General features: G+C 44.2%; 19 protein-coding genes and 1 tRNA gene. 13 read left to right on the top strand and 7 right to left on the bottom strand.

Going from position 1 to position 19,929, the window contains the following annotated elements:
• Positions 1-14 precede the first annotated feature (14 nt).
• A complete protein-coding gene (locus P5V12_RS11755) occupies positions 15-506 on the bottom strand; it encodes a peptidylprolyl isomerase (RefSeq protein ID WP_316953282.1) in 492 nt (163 codons plus the stop codon).
• A gap of 136 nt (positions 507-642) precedes the next feature.
• Here P5V12_RS11755 and P5V12_RS11750 point away from each other — a divergent pair, with 136 nt between their 5' ends.
• The 9 genes from P5V12_RS11750 (at position 643) to P5V12_RS11710 (ending at position 8,111) form a co-directional block, all read left to right on the top strand.
• Complete coding sequence (locus tag P5V12_RS11750) at positions 643-2,328, top strand: glutamine--tRNA ligase/YqeY domain fusion protein (RefSeq protein ID WP_316953281.1); 1,686 nt, start codon at positions 643-645, stop codon at positions 2,326-2,328.
• Positions 2,329-2,408: 80 nt separating this feature from the next.
• Entirely contained in the window at positions 2,409-3,818 is a 1,410-nt protein-coding gene (gene cysS, locus P5V12_RS11745; protein WP_316953280.1) for a cysteine--tRNA ligase, read from the top strand.
• Positions 3,803-3,979 (top strand): DUF3012 domain-containing protein, encoded by a 177-nt coding sequence (locus tag P5V12_RS11740; protein WP_316953279.1) that lies wholly within the window; start codon positions 3,803-3,805, stop codon positions 3,977-3,979. The genes cysS and P5V12_RS11740 overlap by 16 nt, the downstream gene beginning before the upstream one ends.
• Positions 3,980-3,983: 4 nt before the next feature.
• A complete protein-coding gene (locus P5V12_RS11735; RefSeq protein ID WP_316953278.1) occupies positions 3,984-4,793 on the top strand; it encodes an ion transporter in 810 nt (269 codons plus the stop codon).
• A 93-nt stretch (positions 4,794-4,886) separates the two neighbouring features.
• Positions 4,887-5,426 carry a DNA-J related domain-containing protein gene (locus P5V12_RS11730; RefSeq protein ID WP_316953277.1) on the top strand — a complete coding sequence of 180 codons (540 nt, stop codon included), beginning with the start codon at positions 4,887-4,889 and terminating at the stop codon, positions 5,424-5,426.
• A gap of 36 nt (positions 5,427-5,462) precedes the next feature.
• The gene (locus tag P5V12_RS11725; RefSeq protein WP_316953276.1) at positions 5,463-5,798 is read left to right on the top strand and encodes a TfoX/Sxy family protein; all 336 of its coding nucleotides are present in this window, start codon (positions 5,463-5,465) and stop codon (positions 5,796-5,798) included.
• A gap of 84 nt (positions 5,799-5,882) precedes the next feature.
• Positions 5,883-6,236 carry a VOC family protein gene (locus P5V12_RS11720; RefSeq protein WP_316953275.1) on the top strand — a complete coding sequence of 118 codons (354 nt, stop codon included), beginning with the start codon at positions 5,883-5,885 and terminating at the stop codon, positions 6,234-6,236.
• 282 nt (positions 6,237-6,518) lie between these two features.
• The gene (locus tag P5V12_RS11715; protein ID WP_316953274.1) at positions 6,519-6,956 is read left to right on the top strand and encodes a GNAT family N-acetyltransferase; all 438 of its coding nucleotides are present in this window, start codon (positions 6,519-6,521) and stop codon (positions 6,954-6,956) included.
• A 153-nt stretch (positions 6,957-7,109) separates the two neighbouring features.
• The gene (locus tag P5V12_RS11710; protein WP_316953273.1) at positions 7,110-8,111 is read left to right on the top strand and encodes an NAD(P)-dependent alcohol dehydrogenase; all 1,002 of its coding nucleotides are present in this window, start codon (positions 7,110-7,112) and stop codon (positions 8,109-8,111) included.
• Positions 8,112-8,158: 47 nt separating this feature from the next.
• On the opposite strand, the gene P5V12_RS11705 is transcribed toward P5V12_RS11710, so the two are convergent.
• Both P5V12_RS11705 and P5V12_RS11700 read right to left on the bottom strand, forming a co-directional pair.
• Positions 8,159-9,409, bottom strand: coding sequence for an HD-GYP domain-containing protein (locus tag P5V12_RS11705; RefSeq protein ID WP_316953272.1), 1,251 nt, complete (start codon positions 9,407-9,409; stop codon positions 8,159-8,161).
• 552 nt (positions 9,410-9,961) lie between these two features.
• Positions 9,962-10,633, bottom strand: coding sequence for a YceH family protein (locus tag P5V12_RS11700; RefSeq protein ID WP_316953271.1), 672 nt, complete (start codon positions 10,631-10,633; stop codon positions 9,962-9,964).
• Positions 10,634-11,092: 459 nt separating this feature from the next.
• Here P5V12_RS11700 and P5V12_RS11695 point away from each other — a divergent pair, with 459 nt between their 5' ends.
• Positions 11,093-11,476: a hypothetical protein gene (locus P5V12_RS11695; RefSeq protein WP_316953270.1), complete on the top strand. Its 384-nt coding sequence runs from the start codon at positions 11,093-11,095 to the stop codon at positions 11,474-11,476.
• 95 nt (positions 11,477-11,571) lie between these two features.
• Here P5V12_RS11695 and P5V12_RS11690 read toward each other — a convergent pair whose 3' ends face one another.
• From P5V12_RS11690 to rne, 4 genes are all read right to left on the bottom strand, one after another.
• Complete coding sequence (locus P5V12_RS11690) at positions 11,572-12,192, bottom strand: hypothetical protein (protein WP_316953269.1); 621 nt, start codon at positions 12,190-12,192, stop codon at positions 11,572-11,574.
• 118 nt (positions 12,193-12,310) lie between these two features.
• Positions 12,311-13,222, bottom strand: coding sequence for a hypothetical protein (locus P5V12_RS11685; RefSeq protein ID WP_316953268.1), 912 nt, complete (start codon positions 13,220-13,222; stop codon positions 12,311-12,313).
• A 243-nt stretch (positions 13,223-13,465) separates the two neighbouring features.
• Positions 13,466-13,553: transfer RNA gene (locus P5V12_RS11680), tRNA-Ser, on the bottom strand.
• A gap of 73 nt (positions 13,554-13,626) precedes the next feature.
• Entirely contained in the window at positions 13,627-16,383 is a 2,757-nt protein-coding gene (rne, locus tag P5V12_RS11675) for a ribonuclease E (protein WP_316953267.1), read from the bottom strand.
• Between the two features lie 943 nt (positions 16,384-17,326).
• Between rne and rluC the strand changes: the two genes are divergently transcribed.
• Genes rluC through sppA form a run of 3 tightly spaced genes read left to right on the top strand, consistent with a single transcriptional unit; the run spans position 17,327 to position 19,927 of the window.
• Positions 17,327-18,262, top strand: a complete 936-nt coding sequence (rluC, locus tag P5V12_RS11670; protein ID WP_316953266.1) for a 23S rRNA pseudouridine(955/2504/2580) synthase RluC — start codon at positions 17,327-17,329, stop codon at positions 18,260-18,262.
• A 9-nt stretch (positions 18,263-18,271) separates the two neighbouring features.
• Complete coding sequence (locus P5V12_RS11665; protein WP_316953265.1) at positions 18,272-18,913, top strand: HAD-IIIA family hydrolase; 642 nt, start codon at positions 18,272-18,274, stop codon at positions 18,911-18,913.
• Between the two features lie 18 nt (positions 18,914-18,931).
• Positions 18,932-19,927, top strand: coding sequence for a signal peptide peptidase SppA (gene sppA / locus P5V12_RS11660; RefSeq protein ID WP_316953264.1), 996 nt, complete (start codon positions 18,932-18,934; stop codon positions 19,925-19,927).
• The last annotated feature ends 2 nt before the right edge of the window (positions 19,928-19,929 follow it).

Raw genomic sequence — 19,929 nt, 5'->3', positions numbered from 1 at the left:
ATTCTAGACAAGCCTTAGGCTACGGAGACTTTTTCAATAAGTACGGCTTCCACAGGAACGTCTTGGTGTCCTGCGCGGCTGCCTGTCGCAACTTCTTTGATTTTGTTAATTACGTCCATGCCGTCAGTGACCTTACCGAAAACACAATATCCCCAGCCATTCATATCCTTGGATTTGAAATTGAGGAAGTCATTGTCTTTTACGTTGATAAAAAATTGAGCTGAAGCGCTGTGAGGGTCCATTGTTCGCGCCATAGCGATAGTGCCAACGTCATTGCTAAGGCCATTGTCCGCTTCGTTTTCGATTGGATCGCGAGTGGATTTTTGGCTCATGTCCGCGTCGAAACCACCACCCTGGATCATGAAGTTATTGATCACTCGGTGGAATATGGTTCCATCGTAAAAGCCGTCTTCTGCGTATTGTTTGAAGTTTGCCGCAGTTTTCGGGGCTTTGTCGAAATCAAGTTCAAGCGTGATATCACCAAAATTTGTATGCAATGTAATCATTTAACAGCCTTATAGTGCGTTATCGGTCTAAGAATGTGTAATTCCACTGTGCAGACACAAGGAGGTCGCTATAATACGCCCTTTGCTTTGCGGACGAAACCGCTCAAATAACCATCGTATAAGTTAAGCACTTTCTATGAGTAATGATTCTACTGCGGCAGCGACCTCAGAAAGGCCGCTAAATTTTCTTGAACAAATTATCAAGAAAGACCTTGAGGACGGCGTGCACACAAATGTGGTCACTCGATTTCCACCTGAACCTAACGGCTATTTGCATATCGGCCATGCTAAGTCCATCTGCTTGAATTTTGGTCTTGCCGAAACTTTTGGCGGTCAATGCAACTTACGTTTTGATGACACCAATCCCGAGAAAGAAAGCCAGGAATACATTGATGCCATCCAGAGCGATGTGGAATGGCTTGGCTTTAAATGGGCTGGTGATATCCGTTATGGGTCGGATTACTTTGACACCTTCTATGAATGGGCTCAGCACCTGGTTCGCGAAGGTAAAGCGTATGTTTGTGATTTATCACCTGAGGAAGCACGTGAATATCGTGGAACCTTAACCGAGCCGGGGAAAAATTCGCCTTATCGTGATCGCAGCGCAGATGAAAATCTGGATTTGTTAGAGCGAATGAAAAACGGTGAGTTCGAGGAAGGGGCGAAAGTATTGCGTGCAAAAATTGATATGGCCCACGGCAATATCAATATGCGTGACCCGATTCTTTATCGAATCCGTAAAAAGCATCACCACCAAACCGGTGATAAATGGTGTATTTACCCAAGTTACGATTTTGCTCACGGTCAGGAAGACGCCCTTGAAGGGGTGACACATTCTATTTGTACTCTTGAGTTTGCCGACCATCGACCGCTGTATGAGTGGTTTATCGAAAATCTGCCTGTGCCCAGCAAACCAAAACAGTATGAGTTTGGTCGATTAAACCTGAACTACACCGTTACATCTAAACGAAAACTGAAGAATCTGGTCGATGAAGGCGTGGTGGAATCCTGGGACGATCCGAGAATGCCTACTATCGCGGGTTATCGCCGCAGAGGGTATACCCCGGCATCGATTCGGAAGTTCTGCGACATGATCGGCGTGACCAAATCTGATGGCGTGGTGGATATTGCCATGTTGGAGCACGCTATTCGTGATGACCTGGATAAAAACGCACCACGAGCAATGTGTGTGCTTAAGCCATTGAAAGTGGTGTTGACCAACTATCCGAAAGACAAAACCGAATTGCTCTCTGCGCCTGGTCACCCCAACCGGGAAGATTTGCCTGAACGTGAATTGGCATTTGGTCATGAAGTGTATATTGATCAGGAGGATTTTCGGGAAGAAGCCAATAAAAAATATAAGCGCTTGGTGTTAGGTAAACGGGTTCGATTACGTAACGCCTATGTAATTGAAGCGGATGAAGCGATTAAAGATGACGCGGGCAATATTGTGGAAGTGCGTGCACGCATTATCGAAGGAACCTTGGGTAAAAACCCGGAAGATGGTGTAAAGCCAAAAGGTGTTATTCAATGGGTTGCCGCCCACGATTGTGCAGAATTTACCGTTCGGTTGTATGACCGTTTATTTACTGATCCAGCTCCAGACGCGGGTGGTAAAGATTATATGGCCTGTATTAATCCCGAAAGTTTGGTGACCTTGCAAAACTGTAAAGGAGAAAAGGGATTATTAGCGGCAGAGCCAGAGCAAGGTTATCAATTTGAGCGCGAAGGGTATTTCTGTCGTGATGCCAAAGCCGAAGGTTTGGTTTTTAACCGAACCATTGGGTTAAAAGACAGCTGGACCAAGGAAGAGAATAAATAGAGGCCAAATACATACAAGCAAACCCTTGGCTTGTGTAAATTGTGTTAAGAAATATAAAAGTATAGAGCTAGGTTTAATCAATGAGTAAGTCAAACGCAGTAGATTTTTCGTTATACAACACCTTGTCCGGTAAAAAAGAAGTGTTTAAACCTTTGGTGCCAGGCAAAATTAATATGTATGTGTGTGGCATAACGGTGTACGACTACTGTCACATTGGTCATGCACGTGTTCTGATTGCGTTTGACTTTATTACTCGCTACCTGCGCAAGCAAGGCTGGGATGTAAACTATATTCGTAACGTCACGGATATTGATGACAAAATATTAAAACGTGCAAATGAAAACGGCGAAGAGTTTTCCGCGTTGGCTCAGCGTTTTACTGAGGCGATGGTGGAGGATGAAACTCGTTTGGGAATTATTCGTCCCAACAGTGAACCTCGTGCCACCGCACATATGGACGATATTCTTGCTCTTATCCAGGCATTGGAAGACAAAGGCTATGCCTATCAGGCTAAAAATGGTGATGTGTATTATCGTGTCGCCAAATTTGAAGGTTACGGCAAGTTAACCAACAAAAACTCTGAAGAATTATTGGCAGGCGCGCGTATTTCCGTTGAAGATGCAAAAGAAGACCCGCGAGATTTCGTGCTTTGGAAATCCGCGAAAGAAGGTGAGGCTTATTGGGAGTCTCCATGGGGCAAAGGGCGTCCCGGTTGGCATATTGAATGTTCCGCAATGAGTAAAGCCTGCCTGGGCGAAACTCTGGATATCCACGGTGGCGGGCCGGATTTGCCTTTCCCTCATCACGAAAATGAAATTGCCCAGAGCGAAGCGGCAAATGGTTGTCAGTATGCCAACTATTGGATGCATGCTGGCGCGTTGCGCGTGGATGGCGAGAAAATGTCTAAATCGTTAGGCAACTTTTTTACCATTCGTGATGTGTTGCAAAACTATCATCCAGAAGTTGTACGCTTCCTGTTAATTAACAGCCACTATCGCAGTCCGATTAATTATTCGGAAGAAAATCTGATTGAAGCCAAAAATGGTTTGGAGCGTTTTTATAATGCGCTACGTGGTTACGATTCGGTACACGCTTTGGATTGGGCTGCAGCCAGCCAAACCACAGAAGGTAAAAAATACATTGAAGCCATGAACGATGACTTCAATACCAGTATCGCTATTGCCACCATGTACGAATTGGTTCGAGAAATCAATTCAGCTAAAGACAGTGCAGAAGCCGAACCTAAAGTGGCTTTGTTAAAAGCGCTTGCTGAACCTTTGGGAATTTTGCAGCAAGCTGCGGATGACGTGTTACAGGCCGCCACTGGTGACGAGATCAGTGCGGAAGATGTGGAAGCACTTATTCAGGCGCGCCAACAAGCCAAACTGGATAAAGATTGGGGCAAAGCGGATGAAATTCGTGAGCAACTCACTGCTGCCAATATTATTTTGGAAGATTCAAAAGAGGGAACCACATGGCGACGCGCATAGTCTATATTGCCTTCGCTTCAGTCTGTTTGTTCGGTTGTTCGGAAAAGCGAATGTCGGAAGAGTGGTGTGACAGCATGATCGACAAGCCAAATTCCGAATGGACCGAGCAGGATTTCACCTCATTTAGTCAAGACTGTTTGTATAACGAAAAGAAGTCATAATTCTATGCAAGCCAGCCAAATCGTCCGAACCTTTGCCGAGGTTCGTTCTAACCGCCTGTTCGAAACATTTGTTGTTTCTGTCATTATTTTTTCTGCCATTGTTGTTGGTGTAAAGACCTACGATATCCCGGAAATTGTGGCACAAATCGTTCATATTCTGGATTGGTTAATTACCGTGATTTTCCTTGTGGAGATCACCATTCGTTTTATCGGTGAAGAACGAAAACGGGATTTCTTTAAGAATGGCTGGAATATTTTTGATACCACCATTGTTATTGTTAGCTTAATTCCTATCGATAACAGCGAGTTGGCGGTAATTGGTCGTTTAATACGTATTTTCCGTGTGTTGCGGATGGTTTCTATTATTCCCGAATTGAGGACGCTTCTGGTTTCCCTGATCAAGGCCTTACCTCAATTGTTTTATGTTGTGCTGCTCATGTTTATTATTTTTTATATCTATGCGGCAGTGGGCAGCACCTTCTTTAGTGAAATCAACCCCGAATTATGGGGGGATATTGCGGTTAGTCTTCTTACTTTATTCCGTGTTATGACTTTTGAAGATTGGACGGATGTTATGTATGAGACAATGACTGTTCACGGATGGAGCTGGGCATACTATATTACGTTTATCTTTTTTACCGCGTTCGCATTTTTGAATATGATTATTGGTATTGTGGTGAACGTTATGGAGCAGGAGCACCGGGAGCATATGCAGGAAGGGTTTGAGAACGAGCATAAAGAACTGGATACTATCAAAAACGAACTCGCGGAAATTAAACTACTCTTACAACAACAGGCTAATCGTCAGGCCTAGCGAAATACGTGCCTGACGCCAAAACGACAGGTGCGTGCTATCACTGCTTTTACCCAGACACACATTCTCCAGACGTTTTCCCGCATATATGAGATGCTCAAGGAAGTTTCTGAGCTAAAGGAATACGACTTAATCCAGACATTGTGCGATGACGATCTGTACCCGTGGTCGAAGGATGTTCTACTTAACCTGTTTCAAAAACACTTCTATATCCGCCATTGTCTCTATGGTTTGCAAACTGAGCTTTTTGAGAAGGGCGAACGTTTAGATATTACGCCATCAACTATTCGTTTGTCTGTTGTGCCGGAGGGCGTAGGGTCTGACTTAAGCGAGTTGTCAGCAGAAAAAGCGTTAGCGGAGTATTACCTGGATTGGCAGAACTTCCACTGTGCAACCCCGGAAAATGTCAGCCAGCTTATGGCGAATTTCTGGACACGCTACCATGCGTTGGATGAACGTGCAGAATCTCTATCGATTTTAGGTGTTGAACAGGATGCAAGTTGGCAGGACATTCAACAAGCTTACCGAAAAAAAATTGCTCAGGCTCACCCGGATAAAGGGGGAGAAAGTGAAGACTTTCATGCTGTACGTCGAGCCTATGAGTCATTGTTAATCTCTACGAAAACAAAGTGACAATATATTTTTTGCTAATACAAGGAGTTTTCTACTATGGCGTATGATGCAGGTTTAGAGGAAAGAATGAATGAGTATTTTTTCGGTCGTAAAGATGTGCAAGTAAAAAAGATGTTTGGTGGACTCTGCTACATGGTAAACAACCATATGTGCTGCGGTATTCTTGGCGATACATTGATGGCTCGTGTAGGGAATGAGCGTTATTCCGAGTGTTTGGCTCAAAAACATGTACGAGAAATGGACTTTATCGGTAAAGTGATGAAAGGGATGGTTTATGTATTGCCGGAAGGTATTGCAAAAGAGGCGGATTTAACGCGTTGGATTACAGTATGTGAATCGTTTGTTCAAACACTGCCGCCAAGAAGGAAATAAATCAACACTTCACGTGACTAGGCAGTCTAGAATGCATAGTCAATTCCATATTCTATGTCGTTGATAAGTTTAGGAGAGCTGGTTATGAACGAACATGAAAAATTAAACTATGTAGAGTACCCTTCGCGAGATTTAACCGCTACAAAGACATTTTTTCAATCCGCGTTTAATTGGCAGTTCGTTAATTACGGCCCTGAATACACGGCGTTTTCCAACCAGGGTTTGGATGGCGGCTTTTACTTGGCAGACATGAAATCCAGAACTGAAAATGGTGCGGCACTATTGGTCTTCTATAGTCAGGATCTGGAAGCAACGCTTGAAAAAGTGAAAGCATCCGGAGGGGAAATTGTAAAATCGATATTTTCCTTTCCGGGAGGAAGACGTTTTCATTTCTCTGAGCCTAGTGGTAACGAGTTTGCTGTTTGGTCCGACCAGTGAGACAACGCATATTATTTGCTTCAGTAATATTACTATGAGAGCCTGGCACACTCACTCTATAGCGCCTCTCCTTATGAGGCGTTATAAAATCTTTTCTGTATCTTTGTTTTGTACTTCTGTCATTGAAATAGCACTCTTTCTCATTTGTTTTAAAAAGCAATATATCAACACCTTCACAATGTATAAAAATTTGTTTTAGTGCATAGATGCTCGACAGATTTTGATGAATACTTTTACGTGTAAATGGTATTTCAGACAATGGAGTAGGTGAGCGTAACTATAATGATTGAACGAGTTTCACCGGATAATCTTTCCGAATTGCTGCCCTTAATTCGACAGTATCAAGAGTTTTATCAAGTACAAAACATTTCTGATGGACGAAACCTGACGTTCTTTTCTCAGCTTGGCAGTGGCAGTCCGTTAGGTTGCCAATTTCTCTATCGCCACCACGGAAAACCTGTCGCCTTTGCAACGGTCTATTTTACTTATGTTTCCTCGATCACCTCGAAGGTAGCGGTATTAAATGATTTATATACTTGCGAGGCTCACCGGGGAAAAGGTTTTGCTCGTCAATTAATTGAATGTGCAGGGGAGTATGCCAAGTCTCAGGGGGCTGCCAGGTTACAGTGGTTAACGGCACAAGATAATATTGCCGCTCAAAATCTATACGATAAATTACAGGCTAGAAAAAGTGCCTGGTATCTATATTGTCTGGATTAGTTGTAAAGAGTTTTAATTTTTTGATTTTCCTTTAATGCCTGTGTTATTGGCGCTGTAATATTCTTTTCACGCAAAAACAACAAAATCACTGCTATCTTTCGTTTTGTTTCATTATTTAAATGCATTTAGCAATTCAATTAATGGGAGATAAGAATGATCAGTGCTTACGCAGCGAAAGATATGGGCGGCGAACTCCAGCCTTTTGAGTACGACCCAGGTGAATTAGGCGAGAATGAAGTTGAAATAGATGTCAAATACTGCGGTATCTGCCACAGTGATTTGAGCATGTTGGATAATGATTGGGGAATGACTTCTTACCCATTGGTGCCGGGCCATGAAGTCGTTGGTACTGTTGCAAAGGTTGGTAAAAAGGTTACCAACTTGACCATCGGGCAAAATGTCGGACTGGGTTGGCATGCCGGCTACTGTAACCATTGTGCTTGTTGTCAATCCGGTGATCACAATTTATGTGCGACAGCAGCAGGGACCATCGTCCACCATCACGGTGGTTTTGCCGATAAAGTTCGTGCTCAGGCAAACAGCGTTATTGCTATTCCTGAAGGAATGGACCTGGAGTCCGCCGGCCCATTGTTTTGCGGTGGTATTACTGTGTTCAATCCGTTGGTGCAGTTTGATATCCCCCCAACCGCTAAAGTTGGGGTGATCGGTATTGGAGGCTTGGGACATATGGCTGTCCAGTTTCTCAATGCATGGGGATGTGAGGTCACAGCGTTTACCTCGTCTGAAGCCAAAATAAAAGAGGCCTTTGAACTCGGTGCTCATCACACACTGAACTCTCGTGATGAAAACGCCCTTGAAGCGGCTGCTGGCCAATTCGACTTAATTATTTCCACGGTCAATGTGAAGTTGGATTGGAACCTCTACATCAATACGCTTGCCCCGAAAGGGCGTTTGCATTTCGTGGGGGCAACATTGGAGCCTCTTGATATTGGGGTATTTGGGTTAATTGGGGCGCAAAGACAGGTTTCCGGCTCACCCGTTGGTAGCCCGGCAACGATTGTCAAAATGCTGGATTTCGCCAAACGACATAATATTCAACCGGTCGTGGAAACCTTTCCTATGGCAAAAGTCAACGACGCGTTGAAACGTTTACGAAGTGGTGAAGCAAAGTATCGAATCGTATTAACAAATTAAGTGTGAGATTTTACCGGGCAGGGAATACTTGCCCGGTAAACCCTTTTTTATGCTCCGTATTTAGCATGAATGGTCGAAAAGTGAGGGTCGTATTCGTTCGCGCTGTTTACTTCCAGATTATCTACATTTTCATGATGCATTGAAGTGAAATGGGGTTTGTTTTCGTAGAGTGAAACAAGTTGGCGACTGATTGCATTTATGGCTTCCACTACATCCGGGTCAAATTGAGTCCCCATATTACGATTAATTTCTGAAAGCGCGCGAACAATCGATTTGTTGTAGTTTCTATCCGGGCGTGAATGGGTCAGTGAATAAAATGTGTCGGCAATGGAAAGAATTTGTGCTCCAGCGGCAATACCTGAATACTTAAGACCCGCAGGGTATCCATCACCGTTAAACCATTCATGGTGCTGCAATACCATTTGTGCCGCGTCCTCAAAATCCGGAATACAACTAAGTATGTCATAGGCGTAATTCGGATGATTTTGCATTAGCATGGTTTCTTCCGAGCTGTATTTTCCTTTTTTATAGACGATGGAGTCGGGAAGTAACGCCATGCCAATATCGTGTAGATACACGGCAGCAGTTAGTTGGCGGTGATCTATAATTTCACCCAGGCTGGCATTAATCAGCAAACAGGTTTCCAATATTGTTTCTGTTCGGCCTCGCCAATGAGGAAAACGCATTTCCAGAGCGTCTGCCAGATTACAAAAGCGCGTCAGTTCCGCACTTTCCAGTGAGCAACTTGTTTCAATATTGGCTGATTGGATTGGCTGGCTGAGCTTTTTTTTGTTTGCGTCTTCGAACGCATTATAGACTACGTCTTTTTTAACCCGAACGGAATACTGTAGTAAGGTTTCGTTGAGTAACTCGTTTTTTTGTTCCTGGTCTGCAATATGAATTTCATCCATTCGACGACTGAAGGCATTAAGCAGGTGAGAATCCAGTACACGGATTTTAACCATGTCCTCTGCAGTCGTTCTTAAAATATCTATCATCAACAGAAAGACTTCTATGGCTAATTCATTCATTTGTAGATGTCCGGAGCGAAATCCGGAAATTACCATTTCTGCTTTGTTCATAAAAAGAATTAGCGGATCCCAGCAGCCTATGCGGCAGGCCACACCTATTTCCTGAATGGAAACAAAAACTGCATCCAGACGTTGCTGTTTGTCTGTCGCAGTATGGATTAGCATTAGATTGGATTCGATATTGGCAATTTCTTCGTGAATTTGCTCAATAAAGCTGTTCAGGAAATCTTCGTCGTAATCATTGAGTATTTTTGAGAAGGTATCCATCTATAATTCTTTCTACTAAATAATGAGTTTATATTCAGAAGGATTCTATGGCCTGGTTAGGCATACCCCGATTTCTTCTGTCGCTAGAACAAGCAGCCTCAAATAACAATAGCAGCTTTTGGATGTCTCGGGATTATTTTCTAATGCTTTTTTACTAATTGTGCATGCAGTCTAAAAAGTTAAACAAAAATATCCAAAAAGCGAATAGCAAAGTCTGAAATAGATATGGTGGGGCCGTCGAGGCGTGCAATAAAAATATTTATATCATTATCTGGCGTAGTAAATGAGGTTTGTTTTTTGTGATGGACGATGAGTGTGATTCCGGGTTTATTTTTGAATGGGCCTTCAAATAAAGACAGTTATTTAGTTGTATTAGCGATTTGATTTTTAATTGATAAGGCTGAGAAGGGCTCAAATCTATCGACCCGTTTTTTTGATAGAGAGTTTTTTGTAAAGGCTTTATTGCCAAGAAACGGGCGAGTAGCCAGAAGCTTCCCTGCTTAAAATAGAGCATGTGGTAAATAAACTAATCTGATTTTGGCTTTGAACGAATTAGCTATTCAGTTCTTCCCATTGTTGTTTTAGGTAAGCGACTTCATCCTTAAGTTCGGCTACTTCTTTTTCCAGCGATTCTATTCGTTCCAGATATTGATTTTTACTCATTACTGAGGTGCCTACGGCTTGCTTTTCCTGTTGCGAGGATACGTATTGATTAAAGCTTTCTTCATCTCCCAATAGATGCATGTAGCGAAAATCCCGTTTTCCTGATTCTTTTTCTAAGCGAACAATCAGTGGGTCTCCGTCTCGTTGCATTAGTTGCTCCAACGTGTTTTCCACCTGAGATACATCTACAAACCCGTATAGTCGGGTTGTTCGCGTCCGCAGTTCTCCTGTGCTTTGCGGGCCGCGCAATAACATGATGCATATGCAGGCAAGTTCTTTTTTGTTTAGTTGTAGTTGGCTGAATTCGGTATTGCAGAAACGATGTTTATATTTTGGTACCCGACTGCCAAAAACCACTTCGCTAATTAAGCCTTTTTTATTTAGTTCATCCAGAACTTCCTGTACGTCGGTTTCAGTCAAACTCATTACCGGTTCCCGGCTGGTCTTCTGGTTGCAGGCAGTGGTAAGTGAATTGAGGGTGAGGGGGTACTGGTCTGGAGTGGTAATTTCTTTTTCAAGTAGTGAGCCAATTACGCGAGCCTGAGTAAGCGTCAGTTCCATGTGTATTACCTTGTAGAGTTTGTCTTGAATTATGTATGCCCACGAATATAACGGAATTTTGGTGACGTCGTCTAGATGTATATCAGTCGAAGTTAGTGGAGTTAGTCATATGGAGCAGGAGGATATTTTTTTTAGTTTTTCGATCGCTTGTCATCGTTGTGATTGCCGTAGAGTCAACCCCAAAAACAACTGGTTGAAGTTAATTTTTTATCAAGAGGGGGCTTTTTTTAAATAGATCTTAAACGCTGCTAATTAGGCTCTATACTTTTTTGACTGCTGAAGAAAAAGGAAAGCTCTGGCTTGAGGTGTTAAATGAAGGAGAATATGATGTTTCTGCATGATGTACAGAGATATGTCGTTGTTTTTTTCTATTTCTTGTATGAGCATATCAAATGTGTGTGCATAGATGGTTATATTTTTGATAGGGGGTATCTAAGTGATAAATCGCAGAGTGTGTGTATGCAAAGTGCTTTAGTTGCTGCAGCTATTATTGCTGCTTTTGTCGGGTGTGTGCATTCAATTCTCGGAGAGATGCTTGTTTTCAGTAAACTGCGTAACTTCGGTGTTATTTCTGGTGAGGGTGTTTTTCCTCTGAAGCCAGGTAGTGTAAGAATTCTTTGGGCTACATGGCATTTGGTTAGTGTATTTGGGTGGACTTTTTCTGCGATCCTTTTAACTATTGCATTGGATATTGGTTCAGTTCGTTTGGTTGTGCTAAATGCAATAGGAGTGGCATTTTTAGTCGGTTGTGTTTTGGTGCTTGTTGCGACAAAAGGGCGACATCCCGGATGGTTTGGATTGCTAATCGTGGGAGCATTAATTTTTATTTCTCAAACGTTTTAGTTGTATATAGAAAAATAAAAGTGATTTATTGAGAAGAAAAATTATGAGAAAGGAACCCCACACCGCTAAATAGGGTGTGGGCATGGGCAGAGGGGTTACTGACGTGCTTTGCCTGAAGCTCGTAAGGCTATTTCACATTTTGCATCATCACGGCTTTCGCCTGTACAAACTGCTTTAGCGTACTCTTCGAGAGACTTGTCTTGATATTCTGCGAGGAGAGTTTTTTCTTCTGCCTCGTATCGTTCGTTGATTAAGCTTCTTACTACCGCGCAGCGAGGTGTTTTTCTCTCGATCATAGAAGTTAAGCATTTTTTTGAAAGCTGGTAGTAATCGCGAAATTCCATAGCTCGGAACTCCTTTTCCCACTCTTCATTTTGTTTGGCTTTTGCTGCTTCGATTTCAACAGGGCTGATCTGTGTACCGTGGTTCGAATCTGTCGCGGGTTGCCTCGGATCATTCGATGGGGGAATAGCCGGAGAAATTTTTGATTGGTTAACGTGCCGAGCATGGGCTTTGTTCGCTAGCATGCATTGTTCGTCGTTAGTGAGCCGGTTCATTTCTGCTTCATTGCGAGCGGAGATGGCTGCATGTAGTTCATCCAGGCATTGCTGGGTTTTCTCTTTGGCGGCCTGAATGTCATCCATATACGGATTGTTGTTCTCTGAACAGCCGGTTGCGATTACAACTATCGCTAAACCTAATAATATCCTGCGCATATCAAGGTTCCTATTGATTATCGTTATAGTGAGGTAGATTGTAAGTATGCTTGTACCAATGTAACAATCAAGCACTGTCGCAGACAAGATTAAAAGATGAAAGAAAATGTCATCTTACTTAGTTTTGGGGTGGTTTTTTCTGGTTAGGTTTATTGATGACAATCCATCGGTCTGTTGTGCTTTGTATGGTCCCTGACTCTCTGTAGGCCTTGATCACTGTCCCTTGGGAATGAAGTATATCCAGGCCCTTATTCAAGTAGGATAACGTCATGCTTCCATAGGGATGCTTGCCACTGGTTACCCAATGCCGTTTTCCCAGTAAGGCAATTTTAATTCCCGGCACCGGAAATAGGGTAACTTCATCTGTTACAAATCGCATATCGGGCGTGTTTTGGAATGGTGCCATGGTAAATTGCGAGCGCCCTTTTTTCAGCATTCTCAATATCAATTCCCAGCGGTCGGCAGAATGTAGGCAGGGGAGTTCCATTGCCTGGAGGGTCTTCCAGTCTGCTACCCATAGATTACTTGAGACTACGCAGTATTCGCGGAGTTTGCTCAGAGTTCTAGGAGAAAGCAATTGAAGGTTTTCTCGGGTCGTGTATAAGCCAACATAGTAGTTGCTGTCATATACCAAAGGTTCGGATTTTAAGAGGTTTTGTTCCTCCTCAATGAGGGAGTCTGGCAGAGTGGTTGCCCAGGCTGCGTATTTACCCTGTGAGAGCTTTCTCAGTGCGCGCCTTATGTCCGCTTGTGTAGAGAATTGGATCGTTCCTTCAAAGCCCCCCAGGCGCAGAGCCTGGTGAAATAAAATGACTTCCACAACGTCCCGTCGTGAGTATTTACCACCAAAGTCTGTGATACCAGTTGCCGGAAGTTTTTTCTCTGCCAGAAAACGTTGGACATCACTAGCGACATCTTCGGCGATAATCACCGTAAGTACTTTCGATGAGGCACTATCAGGTGTTTGCCCGTATGTTGCAGGGCAATGTACAAATAGGGCGACAAACAGTGGCATAAAAATACAACGCATACCAGCTTGTTCTGTTTAGAGGTGAGGGGAAGCCATAAAAGACAGTCTTTAAAGTTTGATAATAGACATAAAGTTGGGGATAGGAGATGAGTTTTATCAAACTATTGGTTGGAATGCTTTTACTTGTCGCTGTTGGTGTGGCTGGGCGGCTATAGGTGCGCGCCTACATTGCGGAAAAGAATATGAATGTCGAGCACATAAAAGAAAAGGGCTTATCTATTTCTAGATAAGCCCTTTGATATATGGCGGTGGGGCAGAGATTCGAACTCTGGGAGCTGTTACACTCAACGGTTTTCAAGACCGCCGCTTTCGACCACTCAGCCACCCCACCGGAGGCAGCAGATTATACATAGGATTACGCGAGGAACAAGTCATAAGCCTATGTTTTTTCGATTTTTTTTGATTTATTCCTGATTCCCAACCTCTGCTGGCATTTCACTTGTATCCGCTGCTGTTTGTGCGCGCGTTCTTGGATCATTTGCTGCGCGGGTAAACGGACGGGGACTACGTGTAATCTCGGCCGGCTTGGATGTATCCAGTGGTCGAGTCATCGAAATTGGGTACTCGATACTGGTCACTAGGGTAGTTGATACAGGCTTAGGGGCTAAGCGAGGATCGTTTGCTGCTCGAGTATAAGTCTTCGGTTCCTTTGCGACTGGCTGGGCTTCTGTTGGTGTTTTCTCTACTTGTACTGCTTCGGAAGTGGAAGAAGGCTCATTTTCTGAAACCTGAGGAGCTTCTTCTTGTACCTGAGGTTCATCTTTCAGTTCTTCTGCAGCAGCAGTAATAGGGGCTTTAGCATCTTTAGTGGATACCTCAACTACAGGGGCGTCGGCAACCTGTTTTTCTCCCAACCTCTGACTTTCATCAGTAGTCTCTATTGCGGATTCAGTGCCTGCTTGGTTGGTTACGGCGTCTGTGATTTGCGGATTAACCGATGTGTCACTTACCGCCATGCTTTGCTCACTATGCTGGTTAGCTTGTGGCTTTTCTTCGGCATGGTTGGAAGCGGTGTTGCCGGCAGTATTTTCTCGTTTCTCGCTCTCAGCTTTGTGAGAATCCGCAGTATCAATCGCCTGATTTACCTGTTGGTTCAAATCCTGTTCAACTTCCGTTGGCAAAGGCTTGCGCTTGCGCTCTTGAGGACGTCCCTTGCGACCGGCAGGACGCCTATTTGGACGGCCTTCCTGTTGAGGTGATTGTGAATCATTTTGTTGTTGAGGTTGTTCCTGGTTACGGTTGTCCTGTTGATTCTTGCGGCGTGATCGATTGTCACGCTTGTCATTCGGTTTTTGCTCGCGCGCGTTAGTTCTGGCTGTCTGAGGCTTGTTGGTCAGATTATCCGTTACCTCATCATCCTTTCTGCGACGGTTATTTTTTCTATTACGCGTCTGTTGATTTTTGTTACGTGGATCGACGCGTCGTTTCTGATGGCCGCGTTTTCTTCCTTTGCGCGACTGTCTGTTTTTCTTGTCACCACTGGATTTAAAGAATGAAGCAATAGCTTTGAAAAGCTTGCTGATAATTCCAGGCTCATCCGGTGCGCTTGGCGCCGGTTGAGATGGCGCAAGTTGTTGAACAGCTGGTTTCGGTAACTCAGCAGGAGATTTGAATTCCTGGGTGTTTTCTTCTTTTGTCTCTTCGTGCTGAATATCGATTTTGTAGCTGGTGGCAACGCCGTCGATATCGCCTTCACGTAAACGTTGGACTTCGAAGTGTGGTGTTACCAGCTCTGCATTAGGTAAGATGACCACTCGAGTCTGATGACAAGATTCAATCTTTGAGATCGCTTTACGTTTTTCATTGAGCAGGTAGGTAGCAACGGGTACTGGCACAATTGCACGAATTTCCGCGCTGCTTTCTTTGTTTGCTTCTTCTTGAACCAGGCGAAGAATAGATAGCGCCAAAGATTTGGTTCCACGAATAACGCCTTGACCGCTACAGCGAGGACACACCTTGGATGTTGTTTCACCAAGAGAGGGGCGAAGTCTCTGACGGGACATTTCCAACAGGCCAAATTTAGAGATACGACCCAGCTGTACTCGGGCTCTATCCATCGCCAGGGCTTCTTTCATGCAGTTTTCTACTGCTCGTTGGTTGCGTACAGGCTGCATATCAATGAAGTCAATGACCACCAAACCACCGATATCACGCAGACGTAATTGGCGAGCAATTTCCTGCGCGGCTTCCAGGTTGGTCTGTAGTGCCGTTTCTTCGATATCACCACCTTTGGTTGCCCTGGATGAGTTGATATCAATACTGATAAGTGCTTCAGTTACGTCAATAACAATCGAGCCGCCTGATGGCAGTTTTACTTCTCGCTCAAACGCGGTTTCGATTTGACCCTCAATTTGGAAGCGGTTGAAAAGAGGGACGGTTTCCTCGTAATACTTCACTTTACTGCGGTAGTTCGGCATCACTTTCTCAATGAAGTGTGCAGCAAGGTCGTATGCTTCTCGGGTGTCCACGATCACTTCGCCAATGTCGGGGCGGAGGTAGTCTCGAATCGCTCGGATAATGACGTTACTTTCCTGGAATAGGAAATGAGGTGCATCTAACTCGGAAGACGCCTTTTGGATTGACTCCCAAAGTTGTAATAAGTAGTTCAAGTCCCATTGGAGCTCTTCCGCACTGCGGCCAACGCCGGCTGTTCGGACAATAATGCCCATGCCCTGAGGGACTTCAGTCTTGCTTAACGCATCTTTTAGGTCGGCGCGATCATCCCCATCGATGCGGCGGGATATACCGCCCGCTCTGGGGTTGTTAGGCATGAGCACTAGGTAGCGACCGGCGAGGCTGATAAAAGTGGTCAAAGCAGCCCCTTTATTACCACGTTCTTCTTTATCAACTTGAATAATGACTTCCTGGCCTTCCTTTACGACATCCTTGATACGAATGCGTCCATCGATATCTTTCGGTTGCTTGAGGAAGTATTCTCTGGATATTTCTTTGAGGGGAAGGAAGCCGTGGCGTTCTGCACCGTAGTCTACAAACGCAGCTTCTAAGCTGGGCTCGATTCGGGTGATTTTGCCCTTGTAGATGTTTGCTTTCTTTTGTTCTCTTAGTCGGTTTTCGATGTCCAGATCATACAACCATTGTCCATCAACCAGTGCTACACGCATCTCTTCAGGTTGAGTTGCGTTAATAAGCATTCTCTTCATATTGTAGTGTTCTCATTGTCGACACAACTAATACGACAACGCCAGAGCAAGCCTCTGGGGAAACAAAAGACAGGTTCAGAAAATTAAAACGCATTCCACTGAATTGGGTCTCAATCAGCGGAATATGCGACGCAACCAGAAGTTACCTGCATAACCCATTTATTTGGAAGAGCAGAGTTCTGTGTGTAGTTGAGTTTTTGTTCTTTTCCTATGCCCACAATTAGTGCGGCATTTAACCTTATCCAATGTACTAGGTTGTTAACGGAAGGTATGTACATGGAAAACCATGTTTGTGCGAATGCAGGTGAGCTAATAACAGAACCCAAGCTAAATACTTGGTATATGTGTTTTTCAGCGCACCAATTCAGGCCTTCTGGGCTGCTCTGTATTTGAGCTTTTGGTGCTATTTTCTGTCTTTATACTTCTTTCTACCAGCGCAGACTAAATTGCGCTAAAACCTGACATTATTCGTCGCAGTTAGGCTTACTAGTGTGTTCAGCCTTTTTCATAGAGCACGATATACATTGTTACTCTTAGCCCAAAGCTTAGTATTGGCTTTGGGTAAAAATCCTTCCGGTAGCTACCTGCCACCCTTGGTCTTACCTCTTGCACAGTCATGTTAGTGTGCTGTGATTGTCAATATACGCCCAGCTGTATAATTACTGAGCACCATAAAAAACTGTACCTTAACGGGACTTGGGCGTGACCTTTGTGTGCCTTTGTCCTGGTTTAGGTCGTCAAAATGCTAAACAACTGTTTAAAAACCACCGGTCTCGGGGTAAGCATTGACTAAGGTGGAATATAGCACCCCAGTAATTGCCTTTCAATTCAGCGGCTTAGATAATTTTGCTGAAAGGGGCTTTAAATGCTGAGAAATGGGTTTATCGCCGTCAATCCCTGTTATCATGCCGGTTTTTAGTCGAAACAGACAAAATCAGTAAAAATGAGTTCAGAAGTCGTATTTCACACCATTTCGGACGAAGAGGGTGGGCAGAGAATAGATAATTATTTGATTGCCCGGCTAAAAGGTGTGCCCAAATCTCTTATCTACCGGATTATTCGAAAAGGTGAAGTCAGAATCAATAAGGGACGAGTCAAGCCAGAGCGAAAACTTGTTCCCGGTGATGTTGTACGTATCCCACCTGTTCGGGTCTCAAGCAAGCCGGTCGTAGTGGCTGGTGAGGATTTATTACAAGTCCTTACTGACAGAATTGTGTATGAGTCACCCAGTTTATTAGTGATCAATAAGCCAAGTGGTCTTGCGGTTCATGGCGGTAGTGGTGTGAATCTTGGTTTGATCGAGGCGTTGCGGCAACTGCCAGGTCAACATAAATCACTGGAACTGGTCCATCGCTTGGATCGTGATACTTCCGGGTTGGTGATGGTGGCAAAAAAACGGTCGATGCTGAAGTATTTACAGGATCTGCTTCGCCAGGAAGGTGGGATTGATAAAACCTACTTGGCGTTAGTAAAAGGGCATTGGTCAAAACGTAAGACCTTGGTGGATGCGCCGTTGAGAAAGAATGAGCTTATCAGCGGTGAACGGGTGGTTAAAGTTGCCTTTGACGGTAAGCCCTCGAAAACGGTCTTTAGTGTTGTTCAGCAATATCAGCAGGCAACGCTAGTGAAAGCCAAGCCCATTACTGGTCGAACCCACCAGATCCGTGTTCACGCCTTACATGTAGGTAATCCCTTGATTGGGGATGAGAAGTACGGTGATCGGGAGCTTAACAAGGCGATGAAATCTCTGGGCATAAAACGTCTTTTTCTTCATGCGACCTCGCTTAATATACCGTTACCGGATGGTACAGCTTTGTTTTTGGAGGCGCCTTTGCCAGAAGATCTAGCCCCCGGTTTAGAAAAATTAACGGTAGTTTAGAGGTATAGAGTGTTATTTATATTTGATTGGGATGGCACGATTAGTGATTCTGCAGCCAAAATTGTGCGCTGTATGCAGAGCTCCGCTGAGGATGCCAAAGTTGAAGTGTTGGACGATGAAACCATAAAAAATATTATTGGTTTGTCGCTTCCTAAGGCGGTTAGAACCTTGTATCCGAATGCGGATCAGTCTAAGTGTGATGAGATTAAGGAAGGCTATTCTTCACATTTTTTGTCTGCAGATACTATTCCTTCACCATTCTTCCCCGGTGTGATGGATACTCTGGAAGAGTTAAAGGCTCGCGGTCATAAACTGGCTATTGCAACGGGTAAAAGCCGAAAAGGGCTGAATCGGGTGTTGAATAACCTGGATATGTCTGAATTCTTTGATAGTACTCGTTGTGCGGATGAAACTGCATCTAAGCCACACCCTCAGATGCTGAACGAACTTTTGACCGAGTTTGAAGTCAGTGCTGCAGAGGCTGTGATGATTGGTGACACCGAATACGATATGGAAATGGCGATGTCGATAGACATGCACCGTATTGCTGTAAGTTACGGAGCGCACCATGTCGACCGGTTGAAACCCTATTATCCTAATATGTGTATTGATCGCTTTGATCAGCTTTTATCCTGGGATCTCAGTGCATAAAAATCAAAAGGGGAGTTTATGCTTGGTTTTAACGGTGACAAGAATTCAATAGACCCAAACGATAGCCAAAGAGATTTTAAGTTAATCGAGAAAATTGTCTCAGATGCTTTTTCGGAACAGAAAAAGGCGCGTCTTTGGGGGAATGTCTTCAAAGGTCTGACATTTCTATATTTGTTTTTGGTTTTAATTCTGTTTTACCCCGGGATGCAAAAAGCAATTTCTTCTGGTGGAGGCAATAAGCCCCATACCGCGGTGGTGCTTTTACGTGGGCCGATTATGGATGATAAGCCAGCTGTCGCCTGGCGGGTAAACGCTGCGTTGCGCAATGCATTTGAAAACAAGCATTCTAAAGCTGTGATTTTGGCAATTAACAGCCCCGGCGGAAGTCCGGTTCAATCAGCGTATATATACGATGAGATCCGTCGTTTGCGAACCAAATACCCCGATAAAAAGCTCTACGCTGTGATTTCAGATATGTGTGCGTCTGGAGGGTATTACGTTGCATCCGCAGCAGACGAAATATATGCCAATAGATCCAGCCTGGTTGGTTCGATTGGGGTAACAGCGTCCGGATTTGGGTTCGTTAATTTACTGGAGAAACTGGGTGTAGAGCGTCGTCACTATACGGCGGGTGAGCACAAAGCTTTTCTTGATCCTTTTTCACCAAAGAATGAAGAAGAGACCGCATTTTGGCAGGAAGTACTCAATCAAACCCACGCCCAGTTTATCGATGCGGTCAAACAGGGAAGAGGCGAACGTTTAAAAATAACTGACGACATTACCAGTGGTTTGATATGGAATGGGGAGCAGGCAAAGTCATTGGGGTTAATTGATGGTCTTGGTAGTGCTTCCTATGTGGCTCGAGAAGTCATCGGTGAGGAAGAAATGGTTTCCTACAATATTCCTGAATCGCCGTTGGAGAAAGTGCTCAAGTCGTTTGGGGTTTCTGTTGGCGAAGGTTTTGCTGGTTACTTCATGAAGCAAAATAGCGTTGCACCATATTCAAATCTGTAAAT

Origin of the sequence: Teredinibacter sp. KSP-S5-2 (assembly GCF_032773895.1) — a bacterium.
In the GTDB taxonomy this organism is placed as follows: Bacteria; Pseudomonadota; Gammaproteobacteria; order Pseudomonadales; family Cellvibrionaceae.
The sequence above is the reverse complement of the archived record's forward strand: the minus strand, read 5'-3'. Positions and strand labels throughout refer to the sequence as shown.